Annotated in this window: 11 protein-coding genes; 7 read left to right on the top strand and 4 right to left on the bottom strand. The window is 69.2% G+C overall.

Features of this window, described 5'->3' with window-relative positions:
• Positions 1 to 53 precede the first annotated feature (53 nt).
• Together HXX10_RS00880 and HXX10_RS00875 are read right to left on the bottom strand one after the other, a co-directional pair.
• The gene (locus HXX10_RS00880; RefSeq protein WP_296519452.1) at positions 54 to 1,124 is read right to left on the bottom strand and encodes a maleylacetate reductase; all 1,071 of its coding nucleotides are present in this window, start codon (positions 1,122 to 1,124) and stop codon (positions 54 to 56) included.
• A gap of 15 nt (positions 1,125 to 1,139) precedes the next feature.
• A complete protein-coding gene (locus tag HXX10_RS00875) occupies positions 1,140 to 1,877 on the bottom strand; it encodes an IclR family transcriptional regulator C-terminal domain-containing protein (RefSeq protein WP_296519683.1) in 738 nt (245 codons plus the stop codon).
• 415 nt (positions 1,878 to 2,292) lie between these two features.
• On the opposite strand from HXX10_RS00875, the gene HXX10_RS00870 reads away from it, so the two are divergent.
• From HXX10_RS00870 to HXX10_RS00840, 7 genes are all read left to right on the top strand, one after another.
• Entirely contained in the window at positions 2,293 to 2,970 is a 678-nt protein-coding gene (locus tag HXX10_RS00870) for a 3-oxoacid CoA-transferase subunit A (protein WP_296519451.1), read from the top strand.
• 26 nt (positions 2,971 to 2,996) lie between these two features.
• The gene (locus tag HXX10_RS00865) at positions 2,997 to 3,650 is read left to right on the top strand and encodes a 3-oxoacid CoA-transferase subunit B (protein ID WP_296519450.1); all 654 of its coding nucleotides are present in this window, start codon (positions 2,997 to 2,999) and stop codon (positions 3,648 to 3,650) included.
• 23 nt (positions 3,651 to 3,673) lie between these two features.
• Complete coding sequence (gene pcaF, locus HXX10_RS00860; RefSeq protein ID WP_296519449.1) at positions 3,674 to 4,876, top strand: 3-oxoadipyl-CoA thiolase; 1,203 nt, start codon at positions 3,674 to 3,676, stop codon at positions 4,874 to 4,876.
• Positions 4,877 to 4,990: 114 nt separating this feature from the next.
• Positions 4,991 to 6,346, top strand: a complete 1,356-nt coding sequence (locus HXX10_RS00855; RefSeq protein ID WP_296519448.1) for an MFS transporter — start codon at positions 4,991 to 4,993, stop codon at positions 6,344 to 6,346.
• Between the two features lie 458 nt (positions 6,347 to 6,804).
• Complete coding sequence (locus HXX10_RS00850; protein WP_296519447.1) at positions 6,805 to 7,032, top strand: sulfurtransferase TusA family protein; 228 nt, start codon at positions 6,805 to 6,807, stop codon at positions 7,030 to 7,032.
• Positions 7,033 to 7,099: 67 nt separating this feature from the next.
• Positions 7,100 to 8,446 (top strand): YeeE/YedE thiosulfate transporter family protein, encoded by a 1,347-nt coding sequence (locus HXX10_RS00845; RefSeq protein WP_296519446.1) that lies wholly within the window; start codon positions 7,100 to 7,102, stop codon positions 8,444 to 8,446.
• Positions 8,447 to 8,524: 78 nt separating this feature from the next.
• Positions 8,525 to 9,787 (top strand): FAD-dependent oxidoreductase, encoded by a 1,263-nt coding sequence (locus HXX10_RS00840; protein ID WP_296519445.1) that lies wholly within the window; start codon positions 8,525 to 8,527, stop codon positions 9,785 to 9,787.
• Positions 9,788 to 9,866: 79 nt separating this feature from the next.
• Here the strand turns inward: HXX10_RS00840 and HXX10_RS00835 are convergent, their stop codons facing one another.
• Both HXX10_RS00835 and HXX10_RS00830 read right to left on the bottom strand, forming a co-directional pair.
• On the bottom strand, positions 9,867 to 10,871 hold the full coding sequence (locus HXX10_RS00835) for a TIM44-like domain-containing protein (protein ID WP_296519444.1): 1,005 nt from the start codon (positions 10,869 to 10,871) through the stop codon (positions 9,867 to 9,869).
• A gap of 146 nt (positions 10,872 to 11,017) precedes the next feature.
• On the bottom strand, positions 11,018 to 13,231 hold the full coding sequence (locus tag HXX10_RS00830; RefSeq protein ID WP_296519443.1) for a PAS domain S-box protein: 2,214 nt from the start codon (positions 13,229 to 13,231) through the stop codon (positions 11,018 to 11,020).
• Between the last annotated feature and the right edge of the window lie 97 nt (positions 13,232 to 13,328).

Here is a 13,328-nt window from a genome sequence, read left to right as displayed (position 1 = left end):
CGCCGCCCGCATGGCCGCACCGCGCCGGGCTTCGGTCCGTCGCGCCGGCGCCCTCACGGACGCTCGCGCAGCGGCGGCTCGCCGGCATAGGCCCGGGTGAGCAGAGCCCGGATGGCGTCGCGGTCGAGCGGCCGCGGATTGAAGTAGGGATTGGCCAGCGCCCGCTCGGTGGCGACATCGATGCCCGCCTCCGGCATGCCGAGATCGCGCAGCGCGCGCTTGGCGCCGACGGCGCCGGCGAGGTCGTAGAGCGCACGGGCCGGATCGTCGGTCGACAGCACCGCGGCGAGCCGCGCCATCACGTCGGGCACGGCCGGGGCATTGTAGGCGAGCGCATGCGGCAGAACGGCCGTGTGGGTCTCGGCATGCGGCAGGTCGAAGCTGCCGCCGAGCGTGTGGCAGAGCTTGTGGTGGAGGGCCGTGCCGACGCTGCCGAGGCAGACGCCGCACAGCCAGGCGCCGTAGAGCGCGGCGGCGCGCGCCTCGCGGTCCTGCGGATCGCGCACGATGCGGGGCAGCGCCTTCACGAGCGCGCCGATCGCCTCCAGCGCCATCAGGTCGACGATCGGATTGCGGTCGCGCGCATAGAGCGCCTCGACCGCATGGGCGAGCGCGTTGATGCCGCTGGTGCCGGAGAGCGCCGGCGGCAGCGCGAGCGTGAGATCCACGTCGTAGACCACCACCTCGGGGCGGATCTTCTCGCTCGACTGCGTGACCTTCTGCCCGTCCTTCGTCTCGCCCAGGATCGGGCTCATCTCCGAGCCCGCATAGGTGGTCGGCACGACGATCTGCGGCAGGTCGGTCCGCACCGCGATCGCCTTGCCGAGCCCGACCGTCGAGCCGCCGCCGATCGCCAGCACGCCGTCGACCCGCTTCTCCGCCACGATCGCCATCGCGGTCTCGGTGACGGCGACCGGCGTGTGCATCACGGCGCCGGGGAAGATCCCCGCCAGGCGCGGGCCGAGCGCGGCCGCCACCGCGGCCGAGGTCGCCGCCTGAGACCGCGTGGTGACGATCAGCACGCGCGACAGGCCGAGCCGCTCGACCTCTTCCGGGATTGTCTGCACGGTGCCGCTGCCGAAGACGACGCGGACCGGATGGGACGTGTAGACGAACGATGTCATTCCAACTCTCTTCGATTACCCGACGCAGAGCGACAGCTCGGCGGCGGCCTGCCGCAGCAGCGGCAGGATCTTCTCGATCATTTCGGCCGTCGACATGCGCGAGGCGTGGACGCCGACATTGAGGGCCGCGAAAGCGGTGCCGTCGGACGCCATGATCGGCACCGCGATGGAGCGCAACCCGAGCTCGAGCTCCTGGTCGATGATGGCGTAGCCGGACTCGCGCACCCGAGCGATCTCGGCCCGCAGTGCCGCGGCATCCTTGATGGTGTTCGGCGTGAACGCCCCGAAGCCTACGCGGGCGAGCCGCTCCTCGAGCTCGTTCGGCCGATAGGCGAGCAGCACGCGACCCATCGAGGTGAAAGCGGCGGGCAGCCGGCTGCCGACATGCAGGTCGATGGTCATGATGCGCGAGACCGAGGCGCGGGCGATGTAGACGATGTCGTCGCCGTCCAGGATGGCGATCGAGCACGACTCGTTGAGCGCGTTGCTGATCCGCCGCAGCAACGGCTGGGCGATCCGGGTCAGCGGAATCGAGCCCAGATAGGCGTGACCGAGCGCCAGGATGCGGGGCCGCAGCACGTAGCGGCGGCCGTCCTCGGTGTCGGCGAAGCCGAGCGCCCGCAGCGTGTAGAGGCAGCGCCGCACGGCGGCGCGTGGAATGCCGGTCTTCTGGCTGATCTGCGAGATCGTCATCGACGAGGTCTCGCGGGAGAACGCCTGGATCACGGCGAGCCCGCGCACCAGCGACGTCATGATGTTGGGATCGCCCGGCACCGGCCCCTCGCCGGCCTCGGGCAATCCGCGACCGGGCGCCGGCGCAGTCCCGTCGTCGTCGAAATCGGTGTCGGTCATCACGTCCTGCCGCTCTGACACCCTGTTCCGGCGCCCGCCGATCAGGACACAGCGTCGTCGCCGCAGCACAAGGGCGCCACCTCGTTCGATTATCGCGCAAGTCGTAGCCGATGTGGAGCCGTTCTGCCAGCCCTGGCACACGACTTTGGTATCCGCGGTCGTCAACGGAGCAGCGCATCGTGCAGACCAGCTCTGTTTTCGCACAGTCGTGCGATTATAGAACTTGACGGACATTGAAAGCCGGCGCAGGTTTCCGCGCGCTAATCGAACGACTGTGCGAGGCCGATCGTCGCCCGCACCATCGCGTGGAGATCCCATGAACAAAATCTGCCCATCCTTGGAGGCGGCGCTGTCCGACATTCCGGACGGTGCATCGATCATGATCGGAGGCTTCGGCGATGCCGGCGTGCCGTTCCAGATGGTCGACGCCCTGATCGCGCAGGGCGCCAAGGACCTCACCATCATCTCCAACAATGCCGGCACGGGCAGCGAGGGCATCGCCGCGCTGATCAAGCTCGGGCGGGTGAAGAAGATCGTCTGCTCGTTCCCGCGCCAGGCGGACTCGAAGGCGTTCGACGAGCGCTATCTGTCCGGCGAGCTCGTGCTCGACCTGGTGCCGCAGGGCAATCTCGCCGAGCGCATCCGCGCCGCCGGCGCCGGCATCGGCGCCTTCTTCACGCCGACCGCCTACGGCACGCTGCTCGCCGAGGGCAAGGAGACCCGCGAGATCAACGGGCGCCACTACGTGCTCGAGTATCCGATCTCGGCCGACTACGCCTTCATCAAGGCCTACAAGGGCGACGCACTCGGCAACCTCGTCTACCACAAGACGGCGCGCAATTTCGGACCCGTGATGGCGACCGCCGCCAAGTGCACGATCGCGCAGGTGTCCGAGGTGGTGGCGGTCGGCGATCTCGATCCCGAGACCGTCGTCACGCCCGGCATCTTCGTGAAGCGGGTGGTCGAGGTGAAGCCCACCCCGACCCACGGCTGAGCGGCATGGTTCCGGAGACTCCAAAAATGAGCCAAGACATCCAGCGCCTGACCCGGCGAGAGCTCGCCGAGCGCATCGCCAACGACATCCCGGACGGCTCCTACGCCAATCTCGGCATCGGCGCCCCGACCGAGGTCGCCGACTGCCTGCCCGAGGGCGTCACCATCATCCTCCACACCGAGAACGGCCTCTTGGGCATGGGCCCGAAGCCGCCGCCCGGCGAGGAGGACATCGACCTGATGAATGCCGGCAAGCAATATGTGACGGCGCTGCCCGGCGCCGCCTATTTCCACCACGCCGACTCGTTCGCCATGATGCGCGGCGGCCATCTCGACTACTGCGTGCTCGGCGCCTACCAGGTCTCCGTCACCGGCGACCTCGCCAACTGGCACACCGGCGCCAAGGACGCGATTCCCGCGGTCGGCGGCGCCATGGATCTGGCGATCGGCGCCAAGTCGGTCTTCGTGATGATGGACCTGCTCACCAAGAAGGGCGTCAGCAAGCTGGTCGAGCGCTGCTCGAGCCCGCTCACCGGGATCGGCTGCGTCAGGCGCGTCTACACGGACCACGCCACCTTCGACATCACGCCGGCGGGCGTCGTCGCCCACGACCTGGTGCCGGGCCTCTCCTTCGAGGCCCTCGAAAAAATCTGCGGCCTCAAACTTCTCCGCAAAGACTGACTCTTCAAAAGGGGCTCATCGACATGAGACAAGCCGTCATCTGCGACGCCGTGCGGACGCCCTTCGGCCGCTACGGCGGTGCCCTCGCCACGGTACGGGCCGACGACCTCGGCGCCGTGCCGCTGAAGGCGCTGATGAAGCGCAACACCGGGGTCGACTGGGGTGCGGTCGACGACGTGTTCTTCGGCAACGCCAACCAGGCCGGCGAGGACAACCGCAACGTCGCCCGCATGGCGCTGCTGCTCGCCGGGCTGCCGGAGGCGGTGCCGGGCGTCACCGTGAACCGGCTGTGCAGCTCCGGCATGGAGGCGATCGGCCAGGCGGCCCGCGCCATCGTCTCGGGCGAGATGGAGCTGGCGCTCGCCGGCGGCGTCGAGAGCATGTCGCGCGCGCCCTTCGTGATGGGCAAGGCGACCACGGCGTTTTCGCGCGAGGCCCAGATCTACGACACCACGATCGGCTGGCGCTTCGTCAATCCGCTGATGAAGAAGCTCTACGGCACCGACTCGATGCCGGAGACGGCCGAGAACGTCGCCACCGACTTCAAGATCTCGCGCGCCGACCAGGATCTGTTCGCGTTGCGCAGCCAGGACAAGGCCAGCCGCGCCCAGCAGAACGGCACGCTGGCCGGCGAGATCTGCCCGGTCGAGATCCCGCAGAAGAAGGGCGATCCGATCCGCGTCGATCGCGACGAGCATCCGCGCGCCACCACGCTGGAGGCGCTGGCGAAGCTGCGGCCGATCGTGCGGCCCGACGGCACCGTCACGGCAGGCAACGCCTCGGGCGTCAACGACGGCGCTTGCGCCGTGATCGTCGCCAGCGAGGAGGCGGCACGCCACCACGGTCTGACGCCCAAGGCCCGCATCGTCGGCATGGCCGCCGGCGGCGTGCCGCCGCGCGTCATGGGCATCGGCCCGGTGCCGGCGGTGCGCAAGCTGCTCGCCCGCCTGTCGGTGGATATCGCCGCCGTCGACGTGATCGAGCTCAACGAGGCCTTCGCGGCGCAGGGCCTGGCGGTGCTCCGCCAGCTCGGCGTCGCCGACGACGACCCGCGCGTCAATCCTTACGGCGGTGCGATCGCGCTCGGCCATCCGCTCGGCGCCAGCGGCGCCCGGCTGGTGACCACGGCGGTCCATCAGCTTCAGCGCAGCGGCGGCCGCTACGGCCTGTGCACCATGTGCATCGGCGTCGGCCAAGGGCTCGCCATGCTGATCGAGCGGGTCTGAGACCGGCGCGAGTTCTCTCGTCTCCGCCCGGGCCTGAAAGGCACGAGCGGAGACGCAAGCCTGCGCCGCCCACGACAGCGTACACTTACACACCCCCCGGGCTCGTACCCTGCCATGACGTTCCTGAAGAACAAGGCGAACTATCGCTGGGTCATCTTGATCGCGTGCATGCTGGTCTACTGCACGTCGCAACTGGTCCGCTGGAACTACGCCTCCATCACCAAATACCTGATGGAGGACCTCAACATCGGCAAGCCGGAGCTCGGACTTCTGGGCTCCGCCTTCTTCTACGCCTATGCGGTCGCCCAGATCCCGTGGGGCACGGCCGCCGACGTCTGGGGCAGCCGCCGCGTCATCCCGATCGGCATCGGCATCCTGGCGCTGTTCCTCGCCGGCTTCGCCTTCAGCGGCACCTTCACGGAGGCGCTGGTCTGGCGCGCCGCGATGGGCGTCGTCGCCGCGGCCGGCTACGTGCCGATCACCTCGGCGCTGGCGAAATGGTTCTCCATCAAGGAGCGCGGCTTCGCCATGGAGATGTATTCCGGGCCCGGCGGCGGCCTCGGCGAGGTGATGACCTTCCTGCTCATCCCGGTGTTCGCCGTGGTGCTGGCGAAGGGCGGCCTGTTCGGCGTCACCGGCTGGCGGGCGTCGACCATCCTGATGGCGATCGTCGTCTTCGCCATCGCGTTGCTCGCACTGCTGCTGCTGCGTGCCTCGCCGACCGACATGGGCCTTCCGTCGGTCCAGCAGAAGGAGGACAAGGAGGAGCACCAGCAGCTCTCCTACAGGCAGACCCTCGGCCTGATCGCCAAGGATCCGGCCCTGTGGATCATGTCGCTGGTCTGGTCGGCCTATATGGTGGCGACCCGCCTGGTACCCGGCTGGCTGCCGCTCTACGCCACCGACTTCTACATCCAGGAAGCCGGCATGTCGAAGGAGGCGGCCATCATCGCGGGCGGCGGCATGGCGTCGGTCTACGTGATCGGCCGCGTCGTCGGCACGCCCGGCGTGGGCTGGCTCTCCGACAAGCTGCTCAAGCACGGCATTCCGCGTGCCGTCGTGATCGGGAGCGGCCTGGTGCTGATCGGCCTCACCTTCTTCCTGTTCACGCTGCACATCCCGAACACCTTCTCGCTCGCGGCACTCGCCTTCTTCGCCGGCGTGGTGATCAACATCTTCCCGTTGATCAATGCTTCGGCGGCCGAGATCTGGTCGGTCCGATCGGCCGGCTTCACCATGGGCATCATCAACATGGTGGGCCAGTTCGCCGGCGCCATCGCGCTGTCGGTCTCGGGCTTCATGGCGGCGAAGTTCTCGTTCGCCGGCGGCGCCTTCTACACCGAGTTCGTGGGCATCTGGTATCTCGGCATCATCACCAGCATCCTCGGCGCGCTGGCGACGGTCTACATGATCTATCGCGAGCGCCGCACCGTGCTGGACAAGGTGGCCAAGGTCGTCAAGGAGGCCTGAGGCCGGACCACGACGGTTGCGACGATCGAACGGGGCGCTTCGGCGCCCCGTTTTGCTGTCGCCGGGGCGCGACGGCGCCGGCGCGTCACCACGGTGGAAGGCGCACGCAGCAAGGCCGAGGCGGAGGCATTCGGTGTGCCGTCGCCGGGACGAGTCCCACGTTGCGCGCATAGCGGGACCGCGTCGCCGCGATATCGGCTATCCGGTTTGATGGCGATCAATATCATTCACGTTTACTAATATGATCCTCGGCTGCTTCGACCGCGAATGGTTCGATGCCGTGACCAGGACATCCCATCCTTTGCTCTCGTCGCTGCTGCGGGACCGGCTGATCCGTGGCCGGACCCGTATCGGTCGTACGCCGCCATTCGCCCCACGGCTCGACATTCGGCCCCCGGCAGTCGATGCCGGCCGCCGGACGCCTGCCGCTGCGTTCACATCCCAATGGAGACTGCCAGATGACGGAGAAGACGCTCGACTGCCTCGGCGAGGCCTGCCCGGTCCCGCTGATCCGCACCCAGAAGGCGCTCGGCGAGCTCGTGGTCGGCGACGTGCTCGTGGTCGCGATCGACCATTCCTGCGCCATGAAGAACATCCCGGAATGGGCCAACAAGGAAGGCCACAATTTCGAGATCGAGGAGGTGAGCGAGGGGCAGTGGGAAATCGTCATCGAGAAGAGCCACTGAGCGTGCGGACCATCCGATCCACCCAACGCCCGTCCCCGACGGCGAGGACGGGATTGCGAGACCCGCCATGACCGACATCACCGCCCTCCCCCGGCCTCCGGAAACCTCCCTTCTCAAGGCCCTTCGCCAGACCACGACGTTCAGGGCGATTCTCGTTCAGCCCTGGACCTATCTGACCGGCGCCGTCCTGCTCGCCGTGCTGGCGGCATCGCTGCTGGAATCCACCGGCTCGGTCTGGGGTGTCACCACCGCCCTCACCTTCTGGGGCGCCTGGGCCTGGGGCCTGGTCGGCGGCGATCCCCACACCTGGACGTACTTCAAGGAGGTGGCGCCCGCCTTCAACAACCCGCAGGTCGGTTTTTTCACCGACGCCGGCACCCTGATCGACGTCGGGTTGGTGTTCGGCGCGCTGCTCGCGACCCTGCTGGCCAGTCAGTTCAAGATCAAAAACATCAAATCGAGCAGACAAGTCGCCGCCGCGATCATCGGCGGCCTGCTGATGGGCTTCGGCGCCCGCCTGTCGTTCGGCTGCAATATCGGGGCGATGTTCTCGGGCGTCCCGTCGATGTCGCTGCACGGCTGGGTGTTCATGCTGTTCATCTTCATCGGCGCCTTCGTCGGGTCGAAGCTGCTGGTCTCCGTCTTCATCGGCGAGAGCACGGCGGTGGCGGTCGCGCCTTCGCCGGCGGCAGCTCCGGTGGCCGCGTCGGCGCCGGGCAAGCCCGGCGGCGGCATCCGGCGCATCCAGCGCACCCGCGTCGAGAAGAAGGAGAACGTCACCCAATTCCCGATCGGGCTCGCCCTGCTGCTCGGACTCGGGATGATCGCCTACTACTATGTCGACATACAGAAGGCGCCGCGGCTGGCGGTCTTCTGGGTGATCGGCATTGCGCTCGGCTTCACGCTGCAGCGGGCGCGGTTCTGCTTCACGGCGGCGATGCGCGATCCCTGTCTCACCGGCGGCACCAACCTGACCAAGGCCGTCATGGTGGCGCTGGCACTGGCAACCGTGCTGGTCTCGGCCCTGCAGCTCGGTTCCTACATCCGGACCGGAAACCTCGAAGCGGCTCTCAAGATCGGCCTGATCTCGCCGGTCGGCGTCCACACCGCCGTCGGCGCCTTCCTGTTCGGCATCGGCGCCGTGATCTCGGGCGGTTGCGCCTCCGGCACCCTGATGCGGGTCGGCGAGGGTTTCGTCCAGCAGTGGATCGTGCTGCCATTCTTCTGCATCGGCGGCCTGATCGGTGCGGCGGCATGGCCGCTCTGGCGCGACCTCCTGATGGTCGACATGAAGGGCGCCGTCTACCTGCCGAACATCCTCGGCGGCTTCGTCCCGGCCCTCGCGGTGCAGCTCACCGGCCTGTTCGCGATCTGGCTGCTCGCCGACTGGTGGTCGAAGCGCAGCAACGCCTGAGCCCGTCCACGGCGCGGGCCGCCAGGCCCGCGCCGCCGCCTGTCGCCATTTCGCCGACCCACTGGAAGCTCACCGCACATGCCCATCACCAAGGACCACCAGTATTACGATCTCGTCGTCATCGGCGGCGGACCGGCCGGCCTCACGGCGGCCCTCTATGGCGGCCGCGCGCGGCTGAAGACCCTGGTGATCGAGAAAGGCCTGATCGGCGGCCTCGCCACCTACACCAACGAGATCGCCAACTATCCGGGCTTCCCGGAGGGCATCACCGGGCTCGAGCTCGCCAGGAAGTTCGAGAAGCAGGCCCGCCATTTCGGCGCCGAGTTCAAGAACACGCCGGTCAAACGGGTCGATCTCGGCGGCCGCGACAAGATCATCGAGACCTTCCGGACCGTCTATCACGCCAAGGCCGTGATCATCGCCACCGGCGGCAAGCCGCGCCTGCTCGGCGCGCCCGGCGAGGAGGCCTTCCTCTACGACAAGGGCATCTCGTTCTGCGCGACCTGCGACGCCGCGAGCTGCAAGGACAAGGTCGTGATGGTGATCGGCTCGGGCGACGCCGCCGTCGAGGAGGGCCTGTTCCTCACCAAGTTCGCCTCCAAGGTGATCATGTCGGTCATCCACGAGGAAGGCCACATGGACGCCAACGCCGCCGCCCAGGCGGACGCGATGCGCGAGCCCAAGATGGAGTTCCGCTGGAACACCGTGGTCGACCACTTCGAAGGCGGCGAGCGGCTCGAGGCCGTCATTCTGAAGGACACGAGCAACGGCGAGCTGGTGCCGGTGCCGGTCGACCGCTGCTTCTACTTCATCGGCTATCTGCCGGCGACCGAGCTGTTTCAGGGCCAGGTGACGCTCACCGAGCGCGGCTACATCCCGACCAACACGCGGATGCAGACCAATCTCGACGGGGTGTTCGCGGCCGGCGACGTCCGCCAGACCTGCCTCAGGCAGGTGGCGACCGCGGTCGGCGACGGCGCCATCGCGGGATTCGAGGCCGAGCGCTACATCGCCGAGCTGGACGTGTTCGAGAACCAGCTCCTGCAATGCGAGCTGCCCGGCATGATCTACGTCTACTCGCCGATCGACGAGCGCTCGCGCGACTTCCTGCCGACCATTCGCGAGATCGAGCGGCACTATGCCGGGCGGGTGCGGCTCGGGCTGGTCGACACCTACAAGGGCGAATGCCTGGCGGCGCGGCTCGGCGCGGTGGACACCCCGTCGCTGGTCTTCACCCAGGACGGCAAGGTGGTGGCCAAGACCCGCGTGCTCGACCCCGATCGCATCGAGCGCGCCCTCGACGCCCTGGTCGATCACCGGGAGCCGGAGCTGGCGGAGTAACGCGCCCGGCGCCCGAATCAAAACGGCCGCGGGACAGTGCCCGCGGCCGCCGAAAGCGCAGTGGAAGCGGAGCGCGCCGTCAGCGCGCCTGCTGGATCGCCGACAGCATCCAGGCGCCACCGCGGGCGCGCCGGAACGTCCACAGCTCGGTGACGGTCTCGCGGCCCTCGCCGCCCGACACCACCTTGCCGGAGGCGCGGTCGACCATGCGGTCGACCAGCGAGAAACGCATCGCCACCGTCGCATAGTCGGTGTCGCCCTCGCGCCAGGCCTCGGCGAGGTCGCCCTGCTCGAGCTTGACGTCGGACACCTGGTTGATGACGCCACGGCTGGCGTTCTCCGCGAACTGCTCCGAGAAGTAGGACAGCATCTCGGGCGTGACCTTGGTGCGCAACGCACTCAGATCCTCGGTCGAGAAGGCGCCCTGCACGTCGCCGAGCAGATGCTCGAAGGCATCGTACTCGGCCGGGCCGATGCCGACCTCGTCGGAACGCTCCGGCGCCGCGGCGCCGCCGCCGCCGCCGAGGCCACCGAGGCCGAGCGGCATGCCGGCGATCCCGTGCTGCTGGCCGCCGCCGATGTCGCGCAGATGCGGGCCGCTCGCCATCGCGGGCTGCTGGGCCCGGCGGCTCTGCCACATCCGCCACAGGAACATGCCGAGGAAAGCCACCAAACCGATCTGCAGCAGCAAGCCGAGCATCGAGGCGAAGCCACCGAGGCCGCCCATGAAGCCGTGGCCCGTCAGCATGCCGAGCAGGCCGGCGCCCAGGAAGCCGGCCGCCAGGCCGCCCAGCATGCCACCGCCGAAGCCGCCGAACAGGCCGGGCCGGCTCGGCGCCATGCCGGTGGTGGCCGGGCCCGCGGCGTTCGGTCGCGTCGTGCCGGGCTGCGTCATCGACCGTTCCACCGGCGCCGCGGTCGGCGCCGTACGGGTCTGGGCCGGGGCCGAATAGGTGCGGGTACCGCGGCTGCCGAAGCTGGAACCGCCGCCGGCGCGCGACCAGGCAGCGTCACCGGCCACCATGACCAGGGCGCAAGCCACGGCGAGTGAAAGTAAAATCGGGCGCGTGCGCGATCCGAACATATGTCTCCTCCACAGCCTGCTGCTCATTGCAGAGGCAATACTCGGAGCTTTATATCGGGCCTGCCGTCGGCCAGGGGAAGTGGCGCTTTGTCGCTAGCCCCGCCCGGCGGGTTCGCTCCCCTGTCCCGGCCGACAAAAGCGGCGGCTCACCCGGTGCGGGCGACCTCGACATCCGACGCCGACGCCGACGCCGCGGCCTGATCGGCTGCGGCCGCTTTATCGGCTGCCGCGGCTCCCGCCGGACCGCCGTCGGGGGCTTCTGGGACGGCCGCCTGGGTGGCGGCAGCGGGATGGGCGGCGGCGGGCGCCTCGGGCGCCGGGGCCGGCGCGGCCGGGGGCGGCGGCGTCTCGCTGAGGATCTCGGCCGCCGGCATGTCGACCTCCCAGCGGAACCCCTCCGGGTCGTAGGCCATCGTGACGGTGGCGTTGAGCGAGGCCTCGGTGAGCTTCTGGATCACGGTGGTGCCGAAGCCGGCTCGGCGCGGCGGCTGGACCGGGGGACCGCCGGTCTCCTGCCAGCACAGCCGGACCCGGTCGTCGCCGTTCGGCCCGGTCGCGACCGTCCAGCTCATGGTGACCCGCCCGCCGGCCTGGCCGAGCGCCCCATATTTGTTGGCGTTGGTGGCGAGCTCGTGCAGCGCGAAGCCGAGATTCTGCACGGCCTCGGGCCGCAGCATCAGGCTCGGCCCGTCGATCGTCAGGGAGGACGATTCGCCGACGAAGGGCGCGAGCTGGAAGCGCACCAGCTCGTCGAGCGTCGCCCCCATCCAGTCCATGTGCACCAGGACGTCGTGCGACCGCGCCAGCCCGTGCAGCCGGCCCGTGAACTTGTCCTCGAAGTCGGTGAAGTCGTCGCTCTGTCGCGCCGTGCGGCGCGCCATCGCGATGATCACGGTGATCAGGTTCTTGGTGCGATGCGACAGCTCGCGCATCACGAACTGGATGTGCGCCTCGTCGCGCTTGCGCTGGCTGATGTCGTGGGCGATCACCGAGATGCCGACCAGCGTCCCGTCGGCGCTGCGGATCGGTGCTGCGTCGAGCGAGACCTCGATCGGGATGCCGTCGCGGCGCAGCCGGATGGTCTCCAGCCGCAGGCTGCGGCCGGCGCGGGCCGCCTCGACCTTGGCATCGAGCTCCTCGAGCCGGTCGGGCGGCAGCAGCATGGCGTGGGAGTGGCACACCGCCTCTTCGGCGCGGTAGCCGTAGAGCTCCTCGGCGGCGGTGTTCCAGCTCAAAATCTCGCCGTCGAGCGACACGCTCATGATGGCGTCGCCGGAGGACGAGACCAAGGCGGCGAGATGTGCATTGGCGATCTCGCCCTTGGCGCGATCGTGCGAGGCCTGGGCGAGCGCCTGCCCCACCTCGTTGACCTCGCGGATGCCGGACTCGACCGTGTCGATGACGCCGCCGGCCCCGATCACGGCCGCGGCGCGCGACAGCTCCCTCATCGAGCGGATGATCCACTCGCCGACCAGCGCCGAGCACAGGCAGGCCAGCACCGAGAAGACCACCAGGCTCCACAGAACCTCGGATTTCCACCGCGCCGTCGGGGCATCGACGGTCGCCCGCGGCACCGCGGTCAGCACGATCCAGCCGTTGGAGACGCGCTGCCATCCAGCGTGGAACGCCTCGCCGTCGAGACGGTAGTCGGCCCAGCCGCCGAGGCCCGCCGCGGTGCGGCTGCGCATCTCGTCCGGCATCCGTGTCCCGGTGGCGGCGTCCGCGCTTTCGCTGCCGGCGATGACCAGCCCGTTGCGGTCGACCAGGGTCGACACCCATCCGTCCGGCGTCTGGCGGGCGATCACGCCGCTGAGGTGCTCGACCGGCATGGTGCCGGACAGCACGTAAGGTGTCCCGGACACCGGACAGACCAGCGTGACGACCGAGCGGCCGGACACCAGCGAGCGGAACAGATCGGAGGTCTCGCACTCGCCGCTTTCGGTGACCCGTTGGACCAGCGCCGGCGTGCGGCTCACCGGCAACGTCTGGCCGAACGGCTCCAGCGTGTTGAGGATCTGCTGGCCGTCGTTGCGCAGCAGCACGATCCAGCCCGGCACGGCGGCCACGCTCCGGCGCGCCTGGCCGTGGAAGCCGGCGAGATTGTCTGCGGCGAGATGCGGCGAGGTGGCGAGCACGGCGAGCTGGGCCTGCTTGACGGCGACCTCGCGGGTGATGTCGTCGGCGATGGCACGGGCATAGAGGCGGCCCTGGCGCTCGACCTCGGCCTGCTTCTCGCCGACCACGACGCGATATTCCATGGCGAAGAAGGCGAGACTCGGCAGCAGGCCCGCGAGCGCCAGCAGCGCGAGCGCCACCCGCAACGGCACCGGCCGATGCGCGAGCGCCTTGGACCGTCGCAAGCCCGCCGTCCGTCCCGACGCGATCGCCGCCAAGCCTGGTACCCTCCCCTGCGCCGCCGGGTCGGCCCCGGGGACATCCGATTCGATCTCGCCACTC

This window comes from Rhodoplanes sp., from assembly GCF_013377085.1.
Taxonomy (GTDB): Bacteria; Pseudomonadota; Alphaproteobacteria; order Rhizobiales; family Xanthobacteraceae; genus Rhodoplanes.
Note: the sequence above shows the minus strand (reverse complement) of the source record. Positions and strands in the feature narration are given on the sequence as shown.